Genomic DNA, 19,297 nt, shown 5'->3' with positions numbered 1-19,297 from the left:
GTGACGCGCATTACGGCAACTCGCGCGGCGCATCACAGAAGTGTTGCAAACCGACCGCGGCTCGATCCCACGCCGCCGTGCGCGCGTGGGGCGCCCGGTACGGTGTGCTTGCCGCCCATCGCGAAGTTCCCGACGGGCGGCGATGCCCGTGATCGAGAACTGGTTGACCCGAGAAGTGGAGTGCGGATGACGAAGAAGCTGACAGTACTGTTGGCGGTTTTGACTGCGACGGTGCTGGCCGGCTGGGGAGGGGGCGTCGCGGTCGCCGCACCGGCGAAGATCTTCATGGGAGGCGGGTCCGGAATCCTGGTGCTCAAGGGCGGCAACTCGGCCGCGGCCTGCACCCTGACCACCATCGGCCGCTCGAAGACCAACAAGCTCATCGGGGTCACCGCGGGACATTGTGGCACTCCCGGCCAGAAGGTCTACTCCGAGACGTTCCAGGACCGCGGCCAGGCAGGCACCATCACCTACACCGCGCCGGATCTCGACATGGCGATCGTCGAACTCGACGCCTCGCGAGTCGTGCCGCTGCGCACGGTCCGCGGCGTGACGATCCGCTCGGTCGACCAGGCGCCGCTCGCCTTCCCGACCATCGCCTGCAAAGAAGGCCGGACCACCGGCAACACCTGCGGCATCGCCTGGTTCTCCGACGGCGACGTGCACGTCAGCCAGATGTGCGTCATCGAAGGTGACTCCGGTAGCCCCGTGGTCGTCGGCGACCGGCTGGTGGGCATGGTGAACGCCTACTACTTCCTCGGTTGCCTCGGCCCCGAGACCGGCACCAACATCCAGCCGATCCTGAAGCGGATCGCTTCGCTCGACGCTTACAAGGGATTCCGGGTCGCCTGACGACTCTGGGTCCCACCCCCACCGACGCCCCGGATGGTTTCCCTCCGGGGCGTCGTCGTGTCCGGGGTGACGTACGCGACGCCGCTGCATGTGGTGTTCGCCCGTCAGGCCTCGACGGATGGCGGGTCGCCCGCCTGCTCGCTCACGGAGGTGCTGCTCGATCGGATGATCAGCTCGGGCTCGAGCACGACCGACTCGGGCGTCCGGCCGCCGATGACCTCGAGCAGCAAGCCAACCGCTCGTCTGCCCATCTCGTGCATGGGCGACCGGATCGTGGTCAGTGGGACGGCCCCGCCCGCTGCGATGGGCGTGTCGTTGTAACCGACGAGTGCAACGTCATCGGGTACCCGGACCCCGCGATCGCGCAGGGCCCCGAAGGCTCCGATGGCAGCGAAGTCGTTCGTCGCGAAGATGGCATCCGGCACCGACCCGGTCTCCAGCAGCTGCTCGACCGCGGCACGACCGCCGGCCGGGTCGAAACCCGAATAGACGATACGGTCGTCCGGGATCTCGACGCCCTGTTCGGCGAACGCGGTCACGATGCCGTTGGTGCGGTCACGTGCGGTGGACGCGAACTCCCAGCCGGCGAGGACCGCGACATCTCGCCGCCCGGTGTCGTACAGATGCCCACCGACCAGCCGTCCGCCCTTGACGTCGTCGACCGTCGCCGAGGGATAGTCCCCCGCCGTTCGTGACACGAGCGCGAATTTGACTCCCTCCGAATAGATCTCGTCGAGGAAGTGGTGATCGAGATGAGCGTCCCCGTAGATCAGGCCATCGACACGGCGGTCGATCATCATGCGGGTCCGCGAGCGTTGATTATCGGGCTTGTCCAGTGAGTTGGTGACGAAGGTCGAGAGTCCCGACTCGTAGGCCGCCTCCTCGACTCCCTCGTAAATGGTGGCGAGTACGTAGTCCTGTAGCCGCGGTACGAGTACGCCTATCAGTCCGGAGCGACGGGTCCGCAGGCTCGATGCCTGGGGGTTCGGGGAATAGCCGTGTTCGGAGGCGAATGCGCGTATCCGGGCGACAGTGTCGGAGGACCCCCAGCGGAGCGCGGCGTCGCCGGGCGTGTTGAGCACCCGGGACACGGTTGACGGGCTGACCCCCAGTTCGGTGGCGATCATGCGGAGTGTCAGCGGCCCCCTCGCCGTCCCCTGTACTGGCTTTCTCAACCCGGCCCTCTCTCGTCGATGGCCCACAGCGTACCCAACGACTTCTGTTACGTCGCGATTTACACAAACGTTTGGCGGAAGGTACACAAACGATTGCGTCAAACGTTTGGGTTGTGCTTCACTTCACGTCATGCACGTCACAGTCATCCGAATCGCTCCCGCCATCGGGGGCCTCACCACACCTTCGAGCCGCAACCGATGACGCGGATCGCCATCGTCGCCACGGGCGGCACCATTGCCTCCGAGGCCACCGACGCCGGGGTCGTGGCGACCAAGACCGCCGCGCAACTAGTCGAACGGGCGGGCCTCGACGACATCGAGATCGAGACGGTCGATCTGATGACGGTGGGCTCCTACCGGCTGACACTCGGACATCTGCGGCAGATCAGTGACGCGGTCGGCGCACTTCTCACCCGGTCCACGGAACGGGTCGACGGCGTGGTGATCACGCACGGAACCGACACCATGGAGGAAACTGCGATCCTCCTCGACCTCGTCCACGACGATCCCCGTCCCGTCGTCCTGACGGGTGCCCAACGGGCCGGCGACAACGCCGACGGTGACGGTCCGGGCAACCTCACCGACGCCGTCCGCGTCGCCGCGACGCCGACCGCCCGCGACCGTGGCGTCATGATCGTCTTCGCCGGACAGATCATCCCCGCCCGGGGGGCACGAAAGATCCACACGACCGCACTCGATGCATTCCGCTCCGTCGTCTCTGCCTCGTCGGGGAAGGTGACGAATGGGCAGGTCTGCTTCGGGCCCACGGCGCCGCGACCCGACCCATTGCCACGCCCAGATGCTGGATTCGACGACACGCGTGTCGATCTCGTCGACGTCTATCCCGGTGCGGACGACGCGCTGCTGCGCGCGGCTGCGGCCTGCGGCGCCGCCGGAATCGTGCTGGCGGGAACCGGTATCGGCAACGGCAACCCGGCGATCGTCGAAGCCGCGGCCGACCTCGTCGATGACGGCCTGGCGCTCGTCCTGTCCACCCGTGTACCGGCCGGACCCGTCCGCGGCGTCTACGGCAACGGCGGCGGTGCGGATCTGGTCGGCGCCGGCGTCCCACCCGTCTCCGGCCTGCCTGCGACGCAGGCACGGATTCTGTTGGCGCTGTTGCTGTCCACCGGCCGGACGCGCGACCAGCCCCTCGCCCACTTGATCGAGACATATGCAGATGTGTCGCCGAACCGGGCATCGAATTCCGACGTTTCCACCGACATCCACACGACCCTCATCCACGACAACGAGCTCCCGAACACCAAGGAGGACTGAAACAATGGCCAAGGAAATCTTCGTAGCTTTCGGCATCGACGTCGACGCGGTCGGCGGCTGGCTCGGCTCATACGGCGGCGAGAACTCTCCCGGGGACATTTCTCGCGGAGTGTTCGCGGGTGAGGTCGGCGTCCCCCGCCTCAACAACCTGCTCGCGAAATACGATCTCCCGGCAACCTGGTTCTGGCCGGGGCACTCCGTCGAGACATTCCCCGAACAGTTCGATCAGGTCGTCGCCGCGGGACACGAGATCGGTTTGCACGGATACAGTCACGAGAACCCGATCGCGATGACACGTGAGCAGGAATCGGAGATCCTCGATCACTGCATCGATCTGATCAGCACTCGGACCGGCAAGCGGCCCACCGGATACGTCGCGCCATGGTGGGAGTTCAGCAAGGTCACCAACGAGTTGCTCGTCGAGCGCGGGATCACCTACGACCACTCGCTGATGCATCGTGACTTCGAGCCGTACTACGTCCGGGTGGGTGACTCATGGACCCCGATCGATTACGACAAGCCGGCCGCGGAATGGATGAAACCGCTCGTCCGCGGTGAGGAGACCGACCTGGTCGAGATCCCGGCGAGCTGGTACCTCGACGATCTCCCCCCGATGATGTTCATCAAGGGCAGCCCGAACAGCCACGGATTCGTCAATCCGCGACACATCGAGGAGATGTGGCGTGACCAGTTCGACTGGGTCTATCGCGAAAGCGACTACGCCGTCTTCACATTCACCATCCACCCGGACGTCTCCGGCCGGCCGCAGGTGTTGCTCATGCTCGAGCGCCTGATCGAGCACATCAATTCGCACGACGGTATCCGTTGGGCGAATTTCGACACCATCGCCGAAGACTTCAAGAAGCGCTCGCCGCGCCGCTGACTTCCGGGCCGCCGACTGCCGCACCGCCCATTCCCCTATGCCGACCCGATGACGCGCCGGCTTCGCACATCCCACTGAGCAAGAGAGCACAACCATGTCTCAATCCACCACCCCACCCCCGGGGCTGCGTCGTGTCACCGGCAAGGAGACCCGACGCGCGTCCGGAATCGCGTTCTTCGCCTGGACGATCGCGGTGTACGACTTCATCCTGTTCGGCACGTTGCTCCCGCGGATCGAGGAGTCGTTCGGCTGGTCGACCAGTCACGCACTCCTGGTCTCCACCCTGGTGAGCGTCGGCACCGCGATCGTGGTCCTCCTCGTGGGTCCCATGGTCGACAAGCTCGGACGTCGCAAGGGCATGATCATCTCGGTCGGCGGTACCGCGGCGTCGTCGGCGGCCACGGCGGCGACGTTCGGCGCGACCTCGCTGATCGGTGTCCGCGCGATCAGTGGCCTCGGCCTCGCCGAGCAGTCGGTCAACGCCACGTATCTCAACGAGCTCTACGAGCTGACCGAGGACGAGAAGATCAAGAAGCGTCGTGGGTTCGTCTACTCGATGGTCCAGACCGGTTGGCCGGCCGGCGCATTGCTCGCGGCCGGATTCGTCGCCATCGTGACGGCCATCTTCGGCGCGGACTCCTGGCGGATCGCGTTCCTGCTGGCCACCATTCCCGCGGTCATCGTCGCCCTCGTGTGCCGCACCCTCAAGGAGAGCCCGCAATTCGAGGCGCAGCACGCGGTCAAGCAACTCCGCAAGGCCGGAAAGCACGACGAGGCGGAGGCCCTCGCGGCCGCGACCGCCACGGTCGAGCAGACCTCGGCACCCTTCAAACGGATCTTCACCGGCAAGCACCTGCGCAACACGGTCGTGTTGTCCCTGGCCTGGCTGCTCAACTGGTTCGCGATCCAGACCTTCTCGGTCCTGGGTACCACGGTGCTGGAGAAGGGTAAGGGGATCGACGCCTCGAGCACCCTCATCCTCGTGGTGCTGTCGAATCTGGTCGCGGTCGCGGGTTACCTCGCGCACGGCTGGGCCGGCGACCGATTCGGGCGGCGCAACACCATTGCCGTCGGCTGGTTGCTCTCGGGTCTGTTCTTCGGCGCGATGCTGCTCGGACCGTCGAGTCAGATCTTCGTGCTCGTGACCTACATGATGGGCCTGTTCTTCCTCCTCGGCCCGTACGCCGCCATCATGTTCTTCCAGGCGGAGTGCTTCGACACCGATTGTCGCGCAACGGGAAGTGCCTTCATCGGCGCGATGTCGCAACCCGGAGCGATCATCTCGGGCTTCATCCTGACCGGTCTCACCGCGGCATCGGTCGGTTACTCGACCGCCGCGCTCTGGGTCGGTGCGCTCGGCGCCATCGCGTCGGCGGTGATCGTGCTCGGCGCACGCAAGGTCGCCGACACGCCGCCGCAGGCCGGTGTGCCCGCGGGCCCCACGACGACGGCAGGAGCACAGGCATGACCGACCCGGCCGTCGCCATGATCACCGGCGCCGCTTCGGGCATCGGCGCCGCCACCGCGGTCTGCCTGGCCGAACGAGGCGTGCGCGTGGGGATCGGGACATTCCCGGGCGACCCGCACGATCCGGAGACAACGCTGCGGGACGTCAGCGACGCCGGTGGACAGGGGCGGATCGTCGAGGTCGACGTGCGCTCGACCGAGTCGGTGGACGCCTTCGCCGCGGACCTCGTGTCGGCGTGGGGACGGCTCGACATCGCGGTCGCAAACGCGGGAATCCTCCGCGAGGCCGCGTTCGATTCCATCACCGACGAACAATGGCACGACATGATGGCCGTCGACCTGCATGGCGTCATGCGGACGGCTCGCGCCGGACTGCGCCACATGACCGAAGGCGGATCGGTGACCGTGATCTCGTCGATCGCCGGCGGTGTCTACGGCTGGCAGAACCACGCCCACTACGCGACGGCCAAAGCCGGGATCATCGGTCTGGCTCGAAGTCTCGCCGTCGAATACGGGCCCCGGGGCATACGCGCGAACGCCATCATCCCCGGCCTCATCCGGACTCCGCAGTCGAGTGACGCCGTCAATTCGCTCGGCCCCGAGGGCTTGGACCGGGCAGGGAGTTACATCCCCTGGGGTCGGGTCGGCCATCCACGGGAGGTAGCCGAGGTGATCGCCTTCCTCTCGAGTCCGCAGGCCTCCTATGTCAGCGGTCAGGCGATCGTCGTCGACGGGGCCCTGACCACCGCTATGCGCGACTGAACAACGGGCTGAAAGAGAGGATCTGACATGACCGGAATTCTTCGGGACCGGCGCGCTCTGGTCACCGGCGCGGCGTCGGGAATCGGGCGTGCGATCGCGTCGGCCTATCTCGCCGAGGGCGCCACTGTGACGCTTGCGGATCGCGATCATCGGGTGACCGCAGTCGCCGACGAGGTCGGCGCCCGGCGCGGGGTCGTTCTGGATGCGACATCCGAGCCCGAGGTCGATGCGCTGGTCGCGCGGATGGTCGACGAGGACGGTGGACTCGACATCCTCGTCTGCTCACACGGCATCCTCACCCAGTCGCCGACCGTGGACATGTCCACCGAGATGTGGCGCGAGACCATCGACATCGATCTCACCAGCGTCTTCTTGTGCAACCGGGCGGCGCTGCGGCCGATGTTGGCCCAGGGCGCCGGGCGCATCATCAACGTGGCCTCGCAGCTGGGTATCAAAGGCGGTGTCTCGCTGGCGCATTACGCCGCGGCGAAGGCTGGCGTGATCGCGATGACGAAGTCGATCTCGCTCGAGACCGCGGGACGTGGCGTGCTCGTGAACGCCATCGCACCCGGTCCGATCGACACCCCCATGGTCGAGGGCATCGACGACGAGTGGAAGCGAGACAAGCGCGCCGAACTCCCCCTCGGACGGTTCGGCCGGCCCGAGGAGATCGCACCGGCAGCCGTGCTCCTCGCTTCCGATCCGGGTGGCAACCTGTTCGTCGGGCAGGTACTCGGCCCCAATTCCGGCGACGTGATGCCCTGATGTGCGGAGGTTGCGCAGGCGCACCGCCGGATTGGGCCGCGGAGTTCGTGTCCGGGCCTCGCCGGCGTGCGGACGTGGCCCGGCGGATGTCGGAGCTGCTGCGCCGCGACCATGTTCGGGCCATCCCCTCGGGATGGGTGGTCAGCGCCCCCACCGGTTCCGCGGTGGTGTGTCGCACCTACGACGAACTCGTCGACATCGTCTCCCGGCGGTCCGGACTCGAGACTGCCCACGTACGGGAACGGGGTCTGCCTGCACACGCCATGTGACGGTCACGATCACCGCCGCGGCTACCGGAGAACTTCCGGCAGCCGCGGCGTCGTCGGTGAGGTCACCGCGGTCACGTCACCGCCCCGTGCCAGTCCTCGATCGCCCGGGTGACCGCTGCCGTCGCCTCCAGCGGTGCAAGATGTCCGACACCGTCGAGGATCACGGGGTCGGGGCCGTCGGGCAGGAGGTCTCGTAGCTGCGTGGCCTGCTCGACGGGAATCCACGGATCGTCGGCGCCCCAGCCGATCCGTGTCGGGCACCGGACCTGCGCCAGGCGTTCCGCGACGGGTCTGGTGTGCTCCGGCCGCAATGCCGCGATCTGACGATAGAACCCACCTTTGCCGGCCCCGCCGAGCCACGGACGAGTCAGCTCGTCGAGGTCATAGTCCGTCAGGCGATGCCGCGCGGCACCGGCGATGTACTCGCGCACCAACGCCGCGTGCAAGGGGTCGGGAAGTTGCTCGAAGACCTCGGTGTTGTCGGCGACCAGTCGGAAGAAGGGCGACCCCCACGGGTCGAGAGTCACGATGTCCCACAGGAACAACGACGCGTACTCGCGACCGTGGAGCAGATGCGCGCCCAGTGCCACCGCGCCCCCGATGTCATGTGCGATCACGTGCGGCCGCGTCAGACCCCACTGTGACTGCAGCACAGCGAATCTCGACATCTGGGTCGCCAGATCCACCGGTGCGTCCGTGACCATCGACTGCCCGTATCCAGGCATGTCCCACAGGAAGACCCGGCGACCGAGGCCGATCTGTTGCGCCACGCCGGCCCACACGTACGCCGACCACGGGGTCCCGTGGCACATCACCACATCGATGTCGGTGTGCCCCGCCGGCTCGAGAACATATGTCGCAACACGCTCCCCGTCGACGTCGACATAGACCGGCGGCGGCAGAACGATCCCTTGGCTGTCCACCAGGTCGACACTAAACCCGTCGAGCCGAACCCACCCTTTTTCGGTATTTCCTCACCCCGCGACCCCGGTGGGTTTACCGAAAAGGGGTGGGTGTGCGGCGACGCAAGCGGGTCCGCACCACATCGGTGCGGACCCGCTGTCGGCGCTGCGTTCAGCGCAAACCGCTGCGACTCAGGCGGTCTCGGTGATCGGACGATCAACCCAGCTCATCAGGTCGCGCAGCTTCTTGCCGGTGACCTCGATCGGGTGCTCGGCGTTCTCCTTGCGCAGGCCCTCGAGCTCCTTGTTGCCGCCCTCGACGTTGGCGACGAGGCGCTTGACGAAGGTGCCGTCCTGGATGTCGGTGAGGATGCCGCGCATGCGCTCCTTGGTGTCGGCGTCGATGACCCGCGGGCCCGACACGTAACCGCCGAACTCGGCGGTGTCCGAGACCGAGTAGTTCATGCGCGCGATGCCGCCCTCGTACATGAGGTCGACGATCAGCTTGAGCTCGTGCAGCACCTCGAAGTAGGCCATCTCGGGGGCGTAACCCGCCTCGACCATCACCTCGAAGCCGGTCTTGACCAATTCCTCGGTGCCGCCGCACAGCACCGCCTGCTCGCCGAAGAGGTCGGTCTCGGTCTCTTCCTTGAACGTGGTCTTGATGATTCCGGCACGACCACCGCCGATGGCGCTGGCGTAGCTCAGCGCAAGCGCCTGGCCCTCGCCCTTGGGGTCCTGGTGGACGGCGATGAGCGCGGGAACGCCCTTGCCGTCGACGAACTGGCGGCGCACGAGGTGGCCGGGGCCCTTCGGGGCCACCATCGCGACGGTCACGTTCTCCGGCGCCTTGATGAGGCCGAAGTGGATGTTGAGACCGTGGCCGAAGAACAGCGCGTTGCCGTCCTGCAGGTTCGGCTCGATGTCCTCGGTGAAGATCTTCGCCTGCGAGGTGTCGGGCGCCAGCACCATGATGACGTCGGCCCAGGCGGCGGCCTCGGATGCGGTGAGCACCTTGAGGCCCTGCTCCTCGGCCTTGGCCTTCGACTTGGAGCCCTCACGCAGACCGATCACGACGTCGACGCCGGAATCGCGCAGCGACAGCGAATGCGCATGGCCCTGGCTGCCGTAGCCGATCACCGCGACCTTGCGACCCTGGATGATCGACAGATCCGCGTCGTCGTCGTAGAACAGTTCGATGGCCACTATGTTTCCCTTCGATATGTGGTGTCCCTGGCGGATTCTGAAGAATCCGTCGGGATTCGTAATTCCCTTGTCGCTCCTCGCCGATGCTCAGATGAGCGCGACGACAGCGGGATTCTCTGTCAGCGGTTGGCCGACATGCTCTTCGGTCCCCGACCGAGGGTCACCGCGCCCGATTGCGCGATCTCCCGGATTCCATACGGATCGAGCATCCGCAGAAGTGCTTCGAGTTTTTCCGACGTGCCGGTGGCCTCGATCGTCAGCGACTCGGGCGAGACGTCGATCACCTTGGCGCGGAACAGGTTCACCACCTCGATGACCTCGGTGCGCACCGTCGAATCCGACCGCACCTTGACCATCATCAGCTCGCGCGAGACCGAGCTCGCCGGGTCCTGCTCGACGATCTTGATCACGTTGATCAACTTGTTGAGCTGCTTGGTGACCTGCTCGAGGGGGAAGTCCTCCACCGAGACCATGATGGTCATTCGCGAGATGCCCTTGAGCTCGGTGGGGCCCACGGCGAGTGACTCGATGTTGAATCCGCGCCTCGAGAACAGCGCCGAGATCCGCGCGAGGACGCCGGGTCGGTCTTCGACCAGGACACTGAGGGTATGGGTGGTGCTCACTGCTCGTCCTTCTGGTTTGCGCGATCGGCCGGCGCGTTGTCGACCGTTTGATGGCCATCCATCGCCTGGTGGATCTCCACCGGACCCGACGCCGACTCGTCGTCGTCGAACAGCGGCCGGATGTCGCGGGCGGCCATGATCTCGTCGTTGCCGGTGCCGGCGGCGACCATCGGCCACACCTGGGCGTCCTTGCCGACGATGAAGTCGATGACCACCGGGCGGTCGTTGATCTCCCGCGCCTTCGCGATCACCTCGTCGACGTCCTCCTCGCGCTCGACGCGGAAGGCCACGCAGCCCAGCGCCTCCGAGAGCTTGACGAAGTCCGGGATCATCCGCGAGTGCGTCGACAGATCGGTGTTCGAGTAACGCTCTTCGTAGAACAGCGTCTGCCACTGACGGACCATGCCCAGGTTGCCGTTGTTGATCAGCGCCACCTTGATCGGGATGCCCTCGATCGCGCAGGTGGCTAGTTCCTGGTTGGTCATCTGAAAACAGCCGTCACCGTCGATCGCCCAGACCTCGGCGTCGGGGTCGGCGGCCTTGGCGCCCATGGCGGCGGGCACCGCGTAGCCCATCGTGCCCAGACCACCGGAGTTGAGCCAGGTGCGCGGCTTCTCGTAGGAGATGAACTGTGCGGCCCACATCTGGTGCTGGCCGACACCTGCGCAGTACACCGCGTCCGGACCGGCGGCCTTGCCGAGGGCCTGGATGACGAACTCCGGCGACATCGAGCCGTCGGTCTGACGGTCGTAGCTCAGCGGATAGGTCCGACGCAGTTTGTCGAGGTAGGACCACCACTGCGAGATGTCGGGAGTCGAGCCGCTGGTCGCCCGCTCCTCGCGCAGCGCCTCGGTGAGCTCGGCGATGACCGCCTTGCAGTCACCGACGATCGGCACGTCGACGGGCCGGTTCTTGCCGATCTCGGCGGGGTCGATGTCGGCATGGATGACCTTGGCGTTCGGCGCGAACGATGACAACTGTCCGGTGACCCGGTCGTCGAAGCGTGCTCCGAGGGTGATCAGCAGGTCGCTGCGCTGCAGGCCCGCGACCGCCGCCACCGTGCCGTGCATGCCGGGCATGCCCAGGTGCAGCTGGTGGCTGTCGGGGAACGCGCCGCGTGCCATCAGCGTGGTGACCACCGGGATGCCGGTCAGCTCGGCCAGTTCCAGCAGCTCGGCCGACGCGTTCGCCTTGATGACACCGCCGCCGACGTAGAGCACCGGCGACTTCGCGGCGTTGATCATGCGCGCCGCCTCGCGAACCTGCTTGCCGTGCGGCTTGGTCACCGGGCGGTAACCGGGCAGGTCGATCTGCGGCGGCCAGGAGAACGTGGTCTGCGCCTGCAAGATGTCTTTGGGGATGTCGACCAGGACCGCGCCGGGACGACCGCTCTCGGCGATGTGGAACGCCTCGGCGATGGTCTTCGGGATGTCGATCGCCCGGCTGACCAGGAAGTTGTGCTTGGTGACGGGCATCGTGATACCCGAGATGTCGGCTTCCTGGAACGCATCGGTGCCGATGAGCGCGCGACCGACCTGGCCGGTGATCGCGACGACCGGCACCGAGTCCATCTGGGCGTCGGCCAGCGGGGTCACCAGGTTGGTGGCACCGGGACCGGAGGTGGCCATCATGACGCCGGCGCGTCCGGCGACCTGGGCGTACCCGGTCGCGGCGTGACCTGCGCCCTGCTCGTGACGGACGAGGACGTGGCGGACCTTCTGCGAGTCCAGCAGTGGGTCGTAGACCGGCAGCACCGCGCCACCCGGAATGCCGAAGACGACCTCGACACCGAGCTCCTCGAGGGAACGAACCACAGACTGGGCGCCGCTGACACGCTCGGGAGCAACGGTGTGCTGGGTTACCGCACGGAGGTTGCCCGCCGCCGGAGACTGCTGCCGCAGTCCTGCGTTGCGCGTCGGCTCGTTGCGGCCGGCGTCGGTGCGTGCTGTTGGTGCGCTCACTGCACGATCCTCATCTTGGTTGTGGAATCCGATATCCGTGATGGAAGTACCTGGCATGAAAAAACCCCCGACAGCTTCCGCTGTTCGAGGGTGGCGCGTCGATGCCGGTTTGGGGTCTGCGAGGTGACCGGTCAGGCGAAGACGCGCCAGCCGATTACTACGAGGATCCCGTTCTGCATCACGCGTTCACGGTAGGACTGTGTTCGGTTCCGAGTCAAACTCCGGACCACGCCGTCTCACCATCTGGGAAAACACTGGTCGAGTCGGTTGTCTGCGCACCTCGATTTCGGTCCGGCGCGACGAACCCGTCGGCGAGGGACCTCGGGGCCGGTTGGCACAATGGAACGGTGCCGACTGATTCCACCGACCCCGTAGACCCGAAGACCAGCGCGACCCCTGCCGACGACGACGTCGCATTCGACTATCCGGTGACGTTCCGTATCAACCGGACCGCGTACTTCACGGTCCCGATGGCCGCTCTGGTGGTCGTGCTCCTGGTCGGCGCCTCCCCGTGGTTTGCCTTCGCCCTGATCGTCCCGGTCCTGGTCTGGCTGTGGATTCGCCGGTTGCGGACCGTGGTCACCGAGAACGGACTCACCTCGGTGCGGATGTTCTCGACCACCGAGATCGCCTGGTCCGACATCGCCGGACTGCAGTTCCCGAAGTGGAGTTCGGTGCGTGCGGTCCTCACAGATGGCAGTCGAGTTCGTCTGCCGGCCATCGGTTTCCGCGATCTTCCCGCGTTGTCGCTCGTCAGTGGTGGCCGCATTCCGGACCCCTTCGAGGCGGCCCGCTCTGCCGAGTAGTCACGGTCTCCTCGTTTCTGGCACGGATCCGACTCCGCTCGGTCTCAGAGGCCTCCACCTGCCGGCAATAGAGTGCGGCCGTGGAGCACACCCGAACATTCGACGCCGGTGAACTCGACGAACTGATCTCGGCAGGTCGCCTCGCAGACGTCGGGACGACGCTGTCCGCGATGCCCGCGGGCGACATCGCCGCCCTGCTCGACCGGCTCCCCCACAAGTCCCGTGGCGTCGCGTTCCGTCTGCTGGCCAAGGACCTCGCGGTGGAGGTGTTCGACGATCTGTCGGCCGGCTCGCAGCGCCGCCTCATCGACGATCTGGGCACCGCGGACGTGGCCGCCGCCTTCGACCACCTCGACCCCGACGATCGCGCCGAGTTGCTGGACGAGTTGCCCGCGGGAGTCGCCAAGTCGCTGATCCAGCAGCTCACCCCGGCCGAACGCGACATGACCGCGGTGGTTCTCGGCTACCCGCGCGGTTCGGTGGGGCGTCGGATGAGTCCCGAGTTCGTCCACGCCCGAGAGGACGAACCGGCCGGCGACGCGTTGGCCCGCGTGCGAGAACGCGGACACGCCGCGGAGACGATCTACACGGTGCCCGTCCTCGACGGCGCTCGCTCGCTGTGCGGTGTGGTCAGCCTGCGCGACCTCCTCCTGGCCGACCCGGCCCAACCCGTCCACGACCTGATGAACAAGCCGATGTTCGCTCATGCCGAGGATGACGCCGAGGCCACCGCGCAGAGGTGTGTGGACCGGGGAATCCTCGCCATGCCCGTCGTCGACAGCGACAGCCGCCTGGTCGGCGTCCTGACCATCGACGATGCCGTCGACGTCGTCGAGCAGGCCCGGGACACCGACGAGGCCCGTGCGGGCGCGCGTGAACCCCTCCGCGACCCGTACCTGTTCTCGTCCATCCTGTCGATCACGCGCGCCCGGATCGTGTGGCTGTTCGTGCTCGCGGTGTCGGCGATCCTCACCGTCAACGTGCTGGAGATCTTCGAGGGCACCCTCGAGCAGCGGGTCGCGCTGGCACTGTTCATCCCGCTGCTCACCGGGATCGGCGGGAACACCGGTTCGCAGGCGGCGACGACCGTGACCCGCGCACTCGCCACCGACGAGGTCGCCCCGCGCGACGTCGCCCGCGTCGCCGCCAAGGAGGTCCGCGTCGGACTGACCATGGGCGCGCTACTCGGACTCGCCGGGTTCACCGTCGCCGCACTCGTCTACGGCCTCGAGATCGGTGTGGTGATCGGCCTGACGATCCTGTCGGTGTGCACCCTGGCCGCGACCGTGGGCGGCGTGATGCCGCTGATCGCGAAGTCGATCCGCGTCGACCCCGCGGTGTTCTCCACGCCGTTCATCTCGACGTTCTGCGACGCCACCGGCCTTCTCCTCTACTTCTCGATCGCCAAGACGGTGCTGGGGATCTGACCCCGACCGAGGACTGCACCGGCGCGGCCCGGCCCGCACGCCCGAATGGTTTTGTTACCCATCGTCGCAGCGGAGTAGCCTGCTTCTCGGTGCTCCCTCACGCCCACCCTCAGCGAGGCGGCGCCCGTCAACACAGTTCGCCCGGGCCACAGCCCGTGGGAACACACCCGGGGTCGCGGTGTTGAGCCGAAGAGTCCGGCGCCGGTCCGTCACCGCACGTCCGATCGCGCCGGGCCCGCCTGAGCCACACGATCGATTCGAGGAACCCATGCCTGCTCTGAGGTCACGTACCACCACCGTCGGCCGCGAAGCCGCCGGCGCCCGCTCCCTGTGGCGCGCCACCGGGATGACCGACGACGACTTCGGCAAGCCGATCGTGGCCATCGCCAACTCCTACACCCAGTTCGTGCCGGGGCATGTGCATCTGAAGGACGTCGGCGACATCGTGGCCGAGGCCGTGCGGGCCGCCGGTGGCGTGCCGCGGGAGTTCCACACCATCGCCGTCGACGACGGCATCGCGATGGGTCACGGCGGCATGCTCTACTCGCTGCCCAGTCGCGAGATCATCGCCGACTCGGTCGAATACATGGTCAACGCCCACACCGCGGACGCGCTGGTGTGTATCTCCAACTGCGACAAGATCACTCCCGGGATGCTCAACGCCGCGATGCGCCTGAACATCCCGACGGTGTTCGTCTCCGGCGGGCCGATGGAAGCCGGCACGGCAGTCGTCGTCGGCGATGTCGCACATCCGTCGTCGGACCTGATCACCACGATCTCGGCGTCGGCGAACAGTGCTGTCGACGACGCCGGACTCGACGAGGTCGAGCGGTCGGCGTGCCCCACGTGCGGTTCGTGCTCGGGCATGTTCACGGCCAACTCGATGAACTGTCTGACCGAGGCGCTGGGACTCGCGCTGCCCGGCAACGGCTCGACGCTGGCCACCCACGAGGCCCGCCGCGCCCTGTTCGCGCGCGCGGGCACGGTCGTCGTCGATGCGGCGACACGTTGGTATCGCGACGACGACGCATCGGTGCTGCCGCGGAACATCGCCACGCCGACCGCGTTTCGCAACGCAATGGCCCTCGACGTCGCGATGGGCGGTTCGACCAACACCGTGCTGCACATCCTCGCCGCCGCGCAGGAGGGGGAGGTCGTCGATTTCGACCTCGGGGTCATCGACGAGATCAGCCGCAACGTGCCGTGTCTGTCGAAGGTCTCGCCGAATTCGGACTACCACATGGAGGACGTCCACCGGGCCGGCGGAATCCCGGCGATCCTCGGGGAACTGCGCCGCGCGGGCCTGCTCGACGACACCGCGTCGACCGTGCACACCCCGACCATGGCCCAGGCGCTCGACGACTGGGACATCCGCGGCGGCAAGGCGATCGCCGAGGCCGTCGAACTCTTCCACGCCGCACCGGGCGGCGTCCGCACCACCACTCCGTTCTCGACGTCGAACCGGTGGAGTTCGCTCGACACCGATGCCTCGGGCGGTTGCATCCGCGACCTCGAGCACGCCTACACCGTCGAGGGCGGTCTGTGCGTGCTGCGCGGCAACCTCGCCCCCGACGGCGCTGTCCTGAAGACGGCGGGCATCGACGAGGACCTGTGGCACTTCGAGGGTCCGGCCCGTGTCGTCGAGAGCCAGGAAGACGCCGTCCAGGTCATCCTCTCCAAGACCATCCAGGCCGGCGAGGTCCTCGTCGTGCGGTACGAGGGTCCCGCGGGCGGCCCCGGCATGCAGGAGATGCTGCATCCGACAGCCTTCATGAAGGGCACCGGGATGGGCAAGAAGTGCGCGCTCATCACCGACGGCCGGTTCTCCGGCGGATCGTCGGGCCTGTCGGTCGGTCACATGTCCCCCGAAGCCGCGTCGGGTGGTGCCATCGGACTCGTCGAGGACGGCGACCCGATCGTCATCGACGTCAAGACCCGCCGCCTCGAGGTCCTGGTCGACGACGAGGTGCTCGCCGAGCGGCGCGCCAAGATGGAGGCCTCCGAACGGCCATGGCAGCCGAAGGATCGTCAGCGCACGGTGACCACCGCACTGCGCGCGTACGCCAAGCTCGCGACGTCTGCCGACCGCGGCGCGGTGCGTCAGGTCGACTGACTACTCAGCACAGAGTGCGGGGACGTATCGGATTCCGATACGTCCCCGCGTTCTGTGTCGGTGCCGACTCAGATGAGCGGGTTGCTCCCGTTGGCCAGGACCCAGACGGCGACAGCTGCCGCCACGCCGACGATGAGCCAGAGGAACGAGCCGACGAACGGCCGTCGCGCCCAACCCCGTGGATAGTCGAGTGAGTACAGACCCGGGCCGGTCAGGATGACGACCGCCGCGGCCACCGCGAGGAAGAGCTCGAACTCGACCCCGCCGGCGGCGGCGAAGAACGAGAAGCCATCGGCCATCGACATCTTGTAGGCCGCGGCGACGAGCATGGTGCCGAGGATCGCCGACGCCCCGATCGGGGTCAGCAGCCCGAGGATCACCATCAGTCCACCGATCGTCTCCGACAGCGCACCGACGATGGCGAGGATCTGGGCGTAGTCGGCGGTGAAGCCGGCGTCGACGAGCATGGACTCGAAGCCGCTCAACCGCGGACCGTTCCACAACCCGAAGAGCTTCTGCAGGCCGTGCGCACCGACCAGGCCGCCGAGCGCAACACGCAACAGCAGCAAACCCAGGTCGATGGTGCCGCGCCGCGATTTCGCGAGCGCGTCCTCGAGGTCGTCGTCGGCCCCGGCACCGCGCCGATCATCGGTGTCGTCGTCGGTTCGGCGCCGCCCGAACCGACGACGACCGCGCGGCTCGTCGTCAAGTACTTCGGTGTCGGACGCGGCGTCGTGCGCTCGGGCGCGGGAGATCAGATCGTCGTCGTCATCGACGAAGTCGTAGCGCGCGGTGCCGACCGGCGGCAGGGCGGGCTCCGGGGTGGTGACCGCGTCGTCGGCGGTCTGCACGCGCGCGGGGCCGGGCTGTTTGGCGAACTGTACGGTCTCGAAGTCGTCATCGGCCGGTACACCCGTTCCGGCGCCGGGCCCCGCGGTCGTCGCGGCCGGTCGCGTCGGCGCCGGACCGGACCGAGGAGCCGCGGCCGGACCAGCGGCGACCGAACGGGTCTCGACGTCGCCGGGATCGAGGTCGTCGAGATCGTCCACCCGGGAGTAGGGGGCCGGCGACCGCCGGGCGTGCCGGTTGTAGAAGTCGTCGCGGTCGGTCACCGCGGGTGGCGTCGGCGGGCCGGCGTCGGGACGCGAACTGCCCGCCCCGGGTCCCGTGCCGGGTGCGCCGGTCGCGCCGCCCGGGACCGGGATCTGTCCGGTCGGTTCGTCGTAGGGGCTCGTCGCCGGTGTGTCGCGCTCGCTGGTGCCCGACGTGTCGCGTTCGCTCACACGCCCGACTCTAGAGGCTCGCGGACTGCGGTCACCGGACCCCGACGGGGTGAGTCGGGGCACCACGCTCGGGGCACCGTCACCCGGAGCACCATTACTGTGGACGCCATGTGGAAGGGGCGCCCGACGGGCACGCGCGACGATGCCCGGACGAGTTCAGCCGCGACGGCGGACCGCCGGGTGTGGGCCCGGTGGCGAGTGCTGGTGACGGTGCTGACGGCGGTCGTGGTGCTGGTCGGCGGCTGCGCGGACTTCAGCGCCCAGGACAATCAACGCGAGGCGGGTGCGTTCAGCCCGAACAACCGGCCGAGCGGCCAGCCCAAGCCGACGCCACCGCCGGAGACCCCGCGCGAGACGCAACCGCCACCGACCGGCCCGTGCGTCGACCCCGACCCCGCGGTGATCGCGACGTGCCTCGCGTCCACCGGCGGTGTGATGCCCGGCGACGAGCAGGGCGAGGTCACCGTCGTCGCCGAACGCACGACCGGCAAGATCATCACGACCAAACGCTACGGTCCTGCCCGGACCCTGGGAGAGACGCCGGTCGATGCGTCCGGTGACGGCGGTCTGATCGATTTCGCCTACTCCCCCACCTATTCTCAGGACCGGTTGATCTACGCCTACATCACGACCCCGTCGGACAACCGCATCGTCCGCCTGGCACCGGGAGACGTGCCCAAGCCGATCCTGACCGGCATCCCCAAGGGCGCCACCGGGAACATGGGCGCGATGTACTTCCGGTCCCCGACCGAACTCGTCGTCGCCACCGGCAATGCCGGGAATCCCGCGGCCGCGGACGATCCGTCGTCCCTCGCGGGCAAGGTACTGCTGGTGACCTCGTTCACCTCTGGCGACGGCCCGCGGCCGGCGATCCTCGCATCCGGCTTCGGGTCGTCGGTGGCGTTGTGTCCCAACGCTTCCACCGGGACGGTCTACGTCGCCGACCAGACGGCCACCGAGGATCGCGTGCAGGTGCTCGAAGAAGGCGGACCCAAGGTGCTGTGGACGTGGCCGGACCGGCCGCAGATCGCGGGTTGCGGGGTCGCCGGGGGCAGCATCTTCGTCTCGACGACACGCACCCAGCGCATCGAGGCCATCAACGAGCCCACTCGCGAGGAGCCGACGATCACCGCTCCGGCCGTCGTGCTCGACCGGCGGTACGGCGCCCTCGGCCGGATGGCCGCGCTCCCCAACGGGCTGCTGCAGGTGGCGACCGTCAACAAGGAGGTGGGTTCAGCGAAGCCCACCGACGATCGCGTGTTCCGCTTCCTGCCCTCCGGCGGTGGCAACGACCGGACGTGACCGGGACGCGCCCTTCAAGGCTCGTCGACCTCGACGCGCTCCTTCGTCGCTTGCTCGGCCCGGCGGCGTGCGCTCCCCGCACCTCAGTAACTGCGGCCGGGCGGCCGTCGTGGATCGTGAAAGAACACTCTTGAGCGTCCACATCTCTGCTCCCTGAGGTGCGAGCGAAGCGAGCCACGAAGGGCTCCGCAACCTGTCTCACCAGGCCCTTCGTGGCTCGTCG

Annotated in this window: 17 protein-coding genes; 11 read left to right on the top strand and 6 right to left on the bottom strand. The window is 67.6% G+C overall.

All coding sequences use genetic code 11. The annotated features are described in order from the left end of the window. Positions 1-186 precede the first annotated feature (186 nt). Entirely contained in the window at positions 187-852 is a 666-nt protein-coding gene (locus tag KB201_RS23145) for a trypsin-like peptidase domain-containing protein (RefSeq protein WP_078112924.1), read from the top strand. Positions 853-956: 104 nt separating this feature from the next. Here KB201_RS23145 and KB201_RS23140 read toward each other — a convergent pair whose 3' ends face one another. Then, positions 957-2,027 carry a LacI family DNA-binding transcriptional regulator gene (locus KB201_RS23140; protein ID WP_374193969.1) on the bottom strand — a complete coding sequence of 357 codons (1,071 nt, stop codon included), beginning with the start codon at positions 2,025-2,027 and terminating at the stop codon, positions 957-959. 198 nt (positions 2,028-2,225) lie between these two features. Between KB201_RS23140 and KB201_RS23135 the strand changes: the two genes are divergently transcribed. The 6 genes from KB201_RS23135 (at position 2,226) to KB201_RS23110 (ending at position 7,451) form a co-directional block, all read left to right on the top strand. After that, positions 2,226-3,305 (top strand): asparaginase, encoded by a 1,080-nt coding sequence (locus tag KB201_RS23135; RefSeq protein ID WP_058252134.1) that lies wholly within the window; start codon positions 2,226-2,228, stop codon positions 3,303-3,305. Positions 3,306-3,309: 4 nt separating this feature from the next. Continuing rightward, a complete protein-coding gene (locus tag KB201_RS23130; protein WP_211540648.1) occupies positions 3,310-4,188 on the top strand; it encodes a polysaccharide deacetylase in 879 nt (292 codons plus the stop codon). Between the two features lie 94 nt (positions 4,189-4,282). Next, the gene (locus KB201_RS23125) at positions 4,283-5,656 is read left to right on the top strand and encodes an MFS transporter (RefSeq protein ID WP_058252136.1); all 1,374 of its coding nucleotides are present in this window, start codon (positions 4,283-4,285) and stop codon (positions 5,654-5,656) included. Then, the gene (locus KB201_RS23120; protein WP_211540645.1) at positions 5,653-6,417 is read left to right on the top strand and encodes an SDR family NAD(P)-dependent oxidoreductase; all 765 of its coding nucleotides are present in this window, start codon (positions 5,653-5,655) and stop codon (positions 6,415-6,417) included. The genes KB201_RS23125 and KB201_RS23120 overlap by 4 nt, the downstream gene beginning before the upstream one ends. A 27-nt stretch (positions 6,418-6,444) precedes the next feature. Then, positions 6,445-7,182: an SDR family NAD(P)-dependent oxidoreductase gene (locus KB201_RS23115; protein WP_058252138.1), complete on the top strand. Its 738-nt coding sequence runs from the start codon at positions 6,445-6,447 to the stop codon at positions 7,180-7,182. Positions 7,183-7,229: 47 nt separating this feature from the next. Further along, a complete protein-coding gene (locus KB201_RS23110) occupies positions 7,230-7,451 on the top strand; it encodes a hypothetical protein (RefSeq protein WP_307848123.1) in 222 nt (73 codons plus the stop codon). Between the two features lie 71 nt (positions 7,452-7,522). Here the strand turns inward: KB201_RS23110 and KB201_RS23105 are convergent, their stop codons facing one another. The 4 genes from KB201_RS23105 to KB201_RS23090 all read right to left on the bottom strand — a co-directional run bounded on the left by KB201_RS23105 (position 7,523) and on the right by KB201_RS23090 (position 12,143). Continuing rightward, positions 7,523-8,374, bottom strand: a complete 852-nt coding sequence (locus tag KB201_RS23105) for an alpha/beta fold hydrolase (RefSeq protein ID WP_211540643.1) — start codon at positions 8,372-8,374, stop codon at positions 7,523-7,525. Between the two features lie 171 nt (positions 8,375-8,545). After that, positions 8,546-9,559: a ketol-acid reductoisomerase gene (gene ilvC / locus KB201_RS23100; RefSeq protein ID WP_058252140.1), complete on the bottom strand. Its 1,014-nt coding sequence runs from the start codon at positions 9,557-9,559 to the stop codon at positions 8,546-8,548. A 119-nt stretch (positions 9,560-9,678) separates the two neighbouring features. Next, entirely contained in the window at positions 9,679-10,182 is a 504-nt protein-coding gene (ilvN, locus tag KB201_RS23095) for an acetolactate synthase small subunit (RefSeq protein WP_058252141.1), read from the bottom strand. Next, positions 10,179-12,143 carry an acetolactate synthase large subunit gene (locus tag KB201_RS23090; RefSeq protein ID WP_211540641.1) on the bottom strand — a complete coding sequence of 655 codons (1,965 nt, stop codon included), beginning with the start codon at positions 12,141-12,143 and terminating at the stop codon, positions 10,179-10,181. The genes ilvN and KB201_RS23090 overlap by 4 nt, the downstream gene beginning before the upstream one ends. Before the next feature lie 347 nt (positions 12,144-12,490). Between KB201_RS23090 and KB201_RS23085 the strand changes: the two genes are divergently transcribed. The 3 genes from KB201_RS23085 to ilvD all read left to right on the top strand — a co-directional run bounded on the left by KB201_RS23085 (position 12,491) and on the right by ilvD (position 16,489). Continuing rightward, positions 12,491-12,949, top strand: a complete 459-nt coding sequence (locus tag KB201_RS23085; RefSeq protein WP_165629828.1) for a PH domain-containing protein — start codon at positions 12,491-12,493, stop codon at positions 12,947-12,949. A gap of 80 nt (positions 12,950-13,029) precedes the next feature. Next, the gene (gene mgtE, locus KB201_RS23080) at positions 13,030-14,376 is read left to right on the top strand and encodes a magnesium transporter (protein ID WP_165629827.1); all 1,347 of its coding nucleotides are present in this window, start codon (positions 13,030-13,032) and stop codon (positions 14,374-14,376) included. Between the two features lie 268 nt (positions 14,377-14,644). Further along, positions 14,645-16,489 (top strand): dihydroxy-acid dehydratase, encoded by a 1,845-nt coding sequence (ilvD, locus tag KB201_RS23075; RefSeq protein WP_211540639.1) that lies wholly within the window; start codon positions 14,645-14,647, stop codon positions 16,487-16,489. 68 nt (positions 16,490-16,557) lie between these two features. Here the strand turns inward: ilvD and KB201_RS23070 are convergent, their stop codons facing one another. Then, positions 16,558-17,772 (bottom strand): DoxX family protein, encoded by a 1,215-nt coding sequence (locus tag KB201_RS23070; protein WP_165629825.1) that lies wholly within the window; start codon positions 17,770-17,772, stop codon positions 16,558-16,560. A 108-nt stretch (positions 17,773-17,880) separates the two neighbouring features. Here KB201_RS23070 and KB201_RS23065 point away from each other — a divergent pair, with 108 nt between their 5' ends. Next, on the top strand, positions 17,881-19,074 hold the full coding sequence (locus tag KB201_RS23065; protein WP_240198664.1) for a PQQ-dependent sugar dehydrogenase: 1,194 nt from the start codon (positions 17,881-17,883) through the stop codon (positions 19,072-19,074). Positions 19,075-19,297 lie beyond the last annotated feature (223 nt).

Origin of the sequence: Gordonia sp. SCSIO 19800 (genome assembly GCF_018132775.1) — a bacterium.
GTDB classification, from domain to species: Bacteria; Actinomycetota; Actinomycetes; order Mycobacteriales; family Mycobacteriaceae; genus Gordonia; species Gordonia hongkongensis.
Note: the sequence above shows the minus strand (reverse complement) of the source record. Positions and strands in the feature narration are given on the sequence as shown.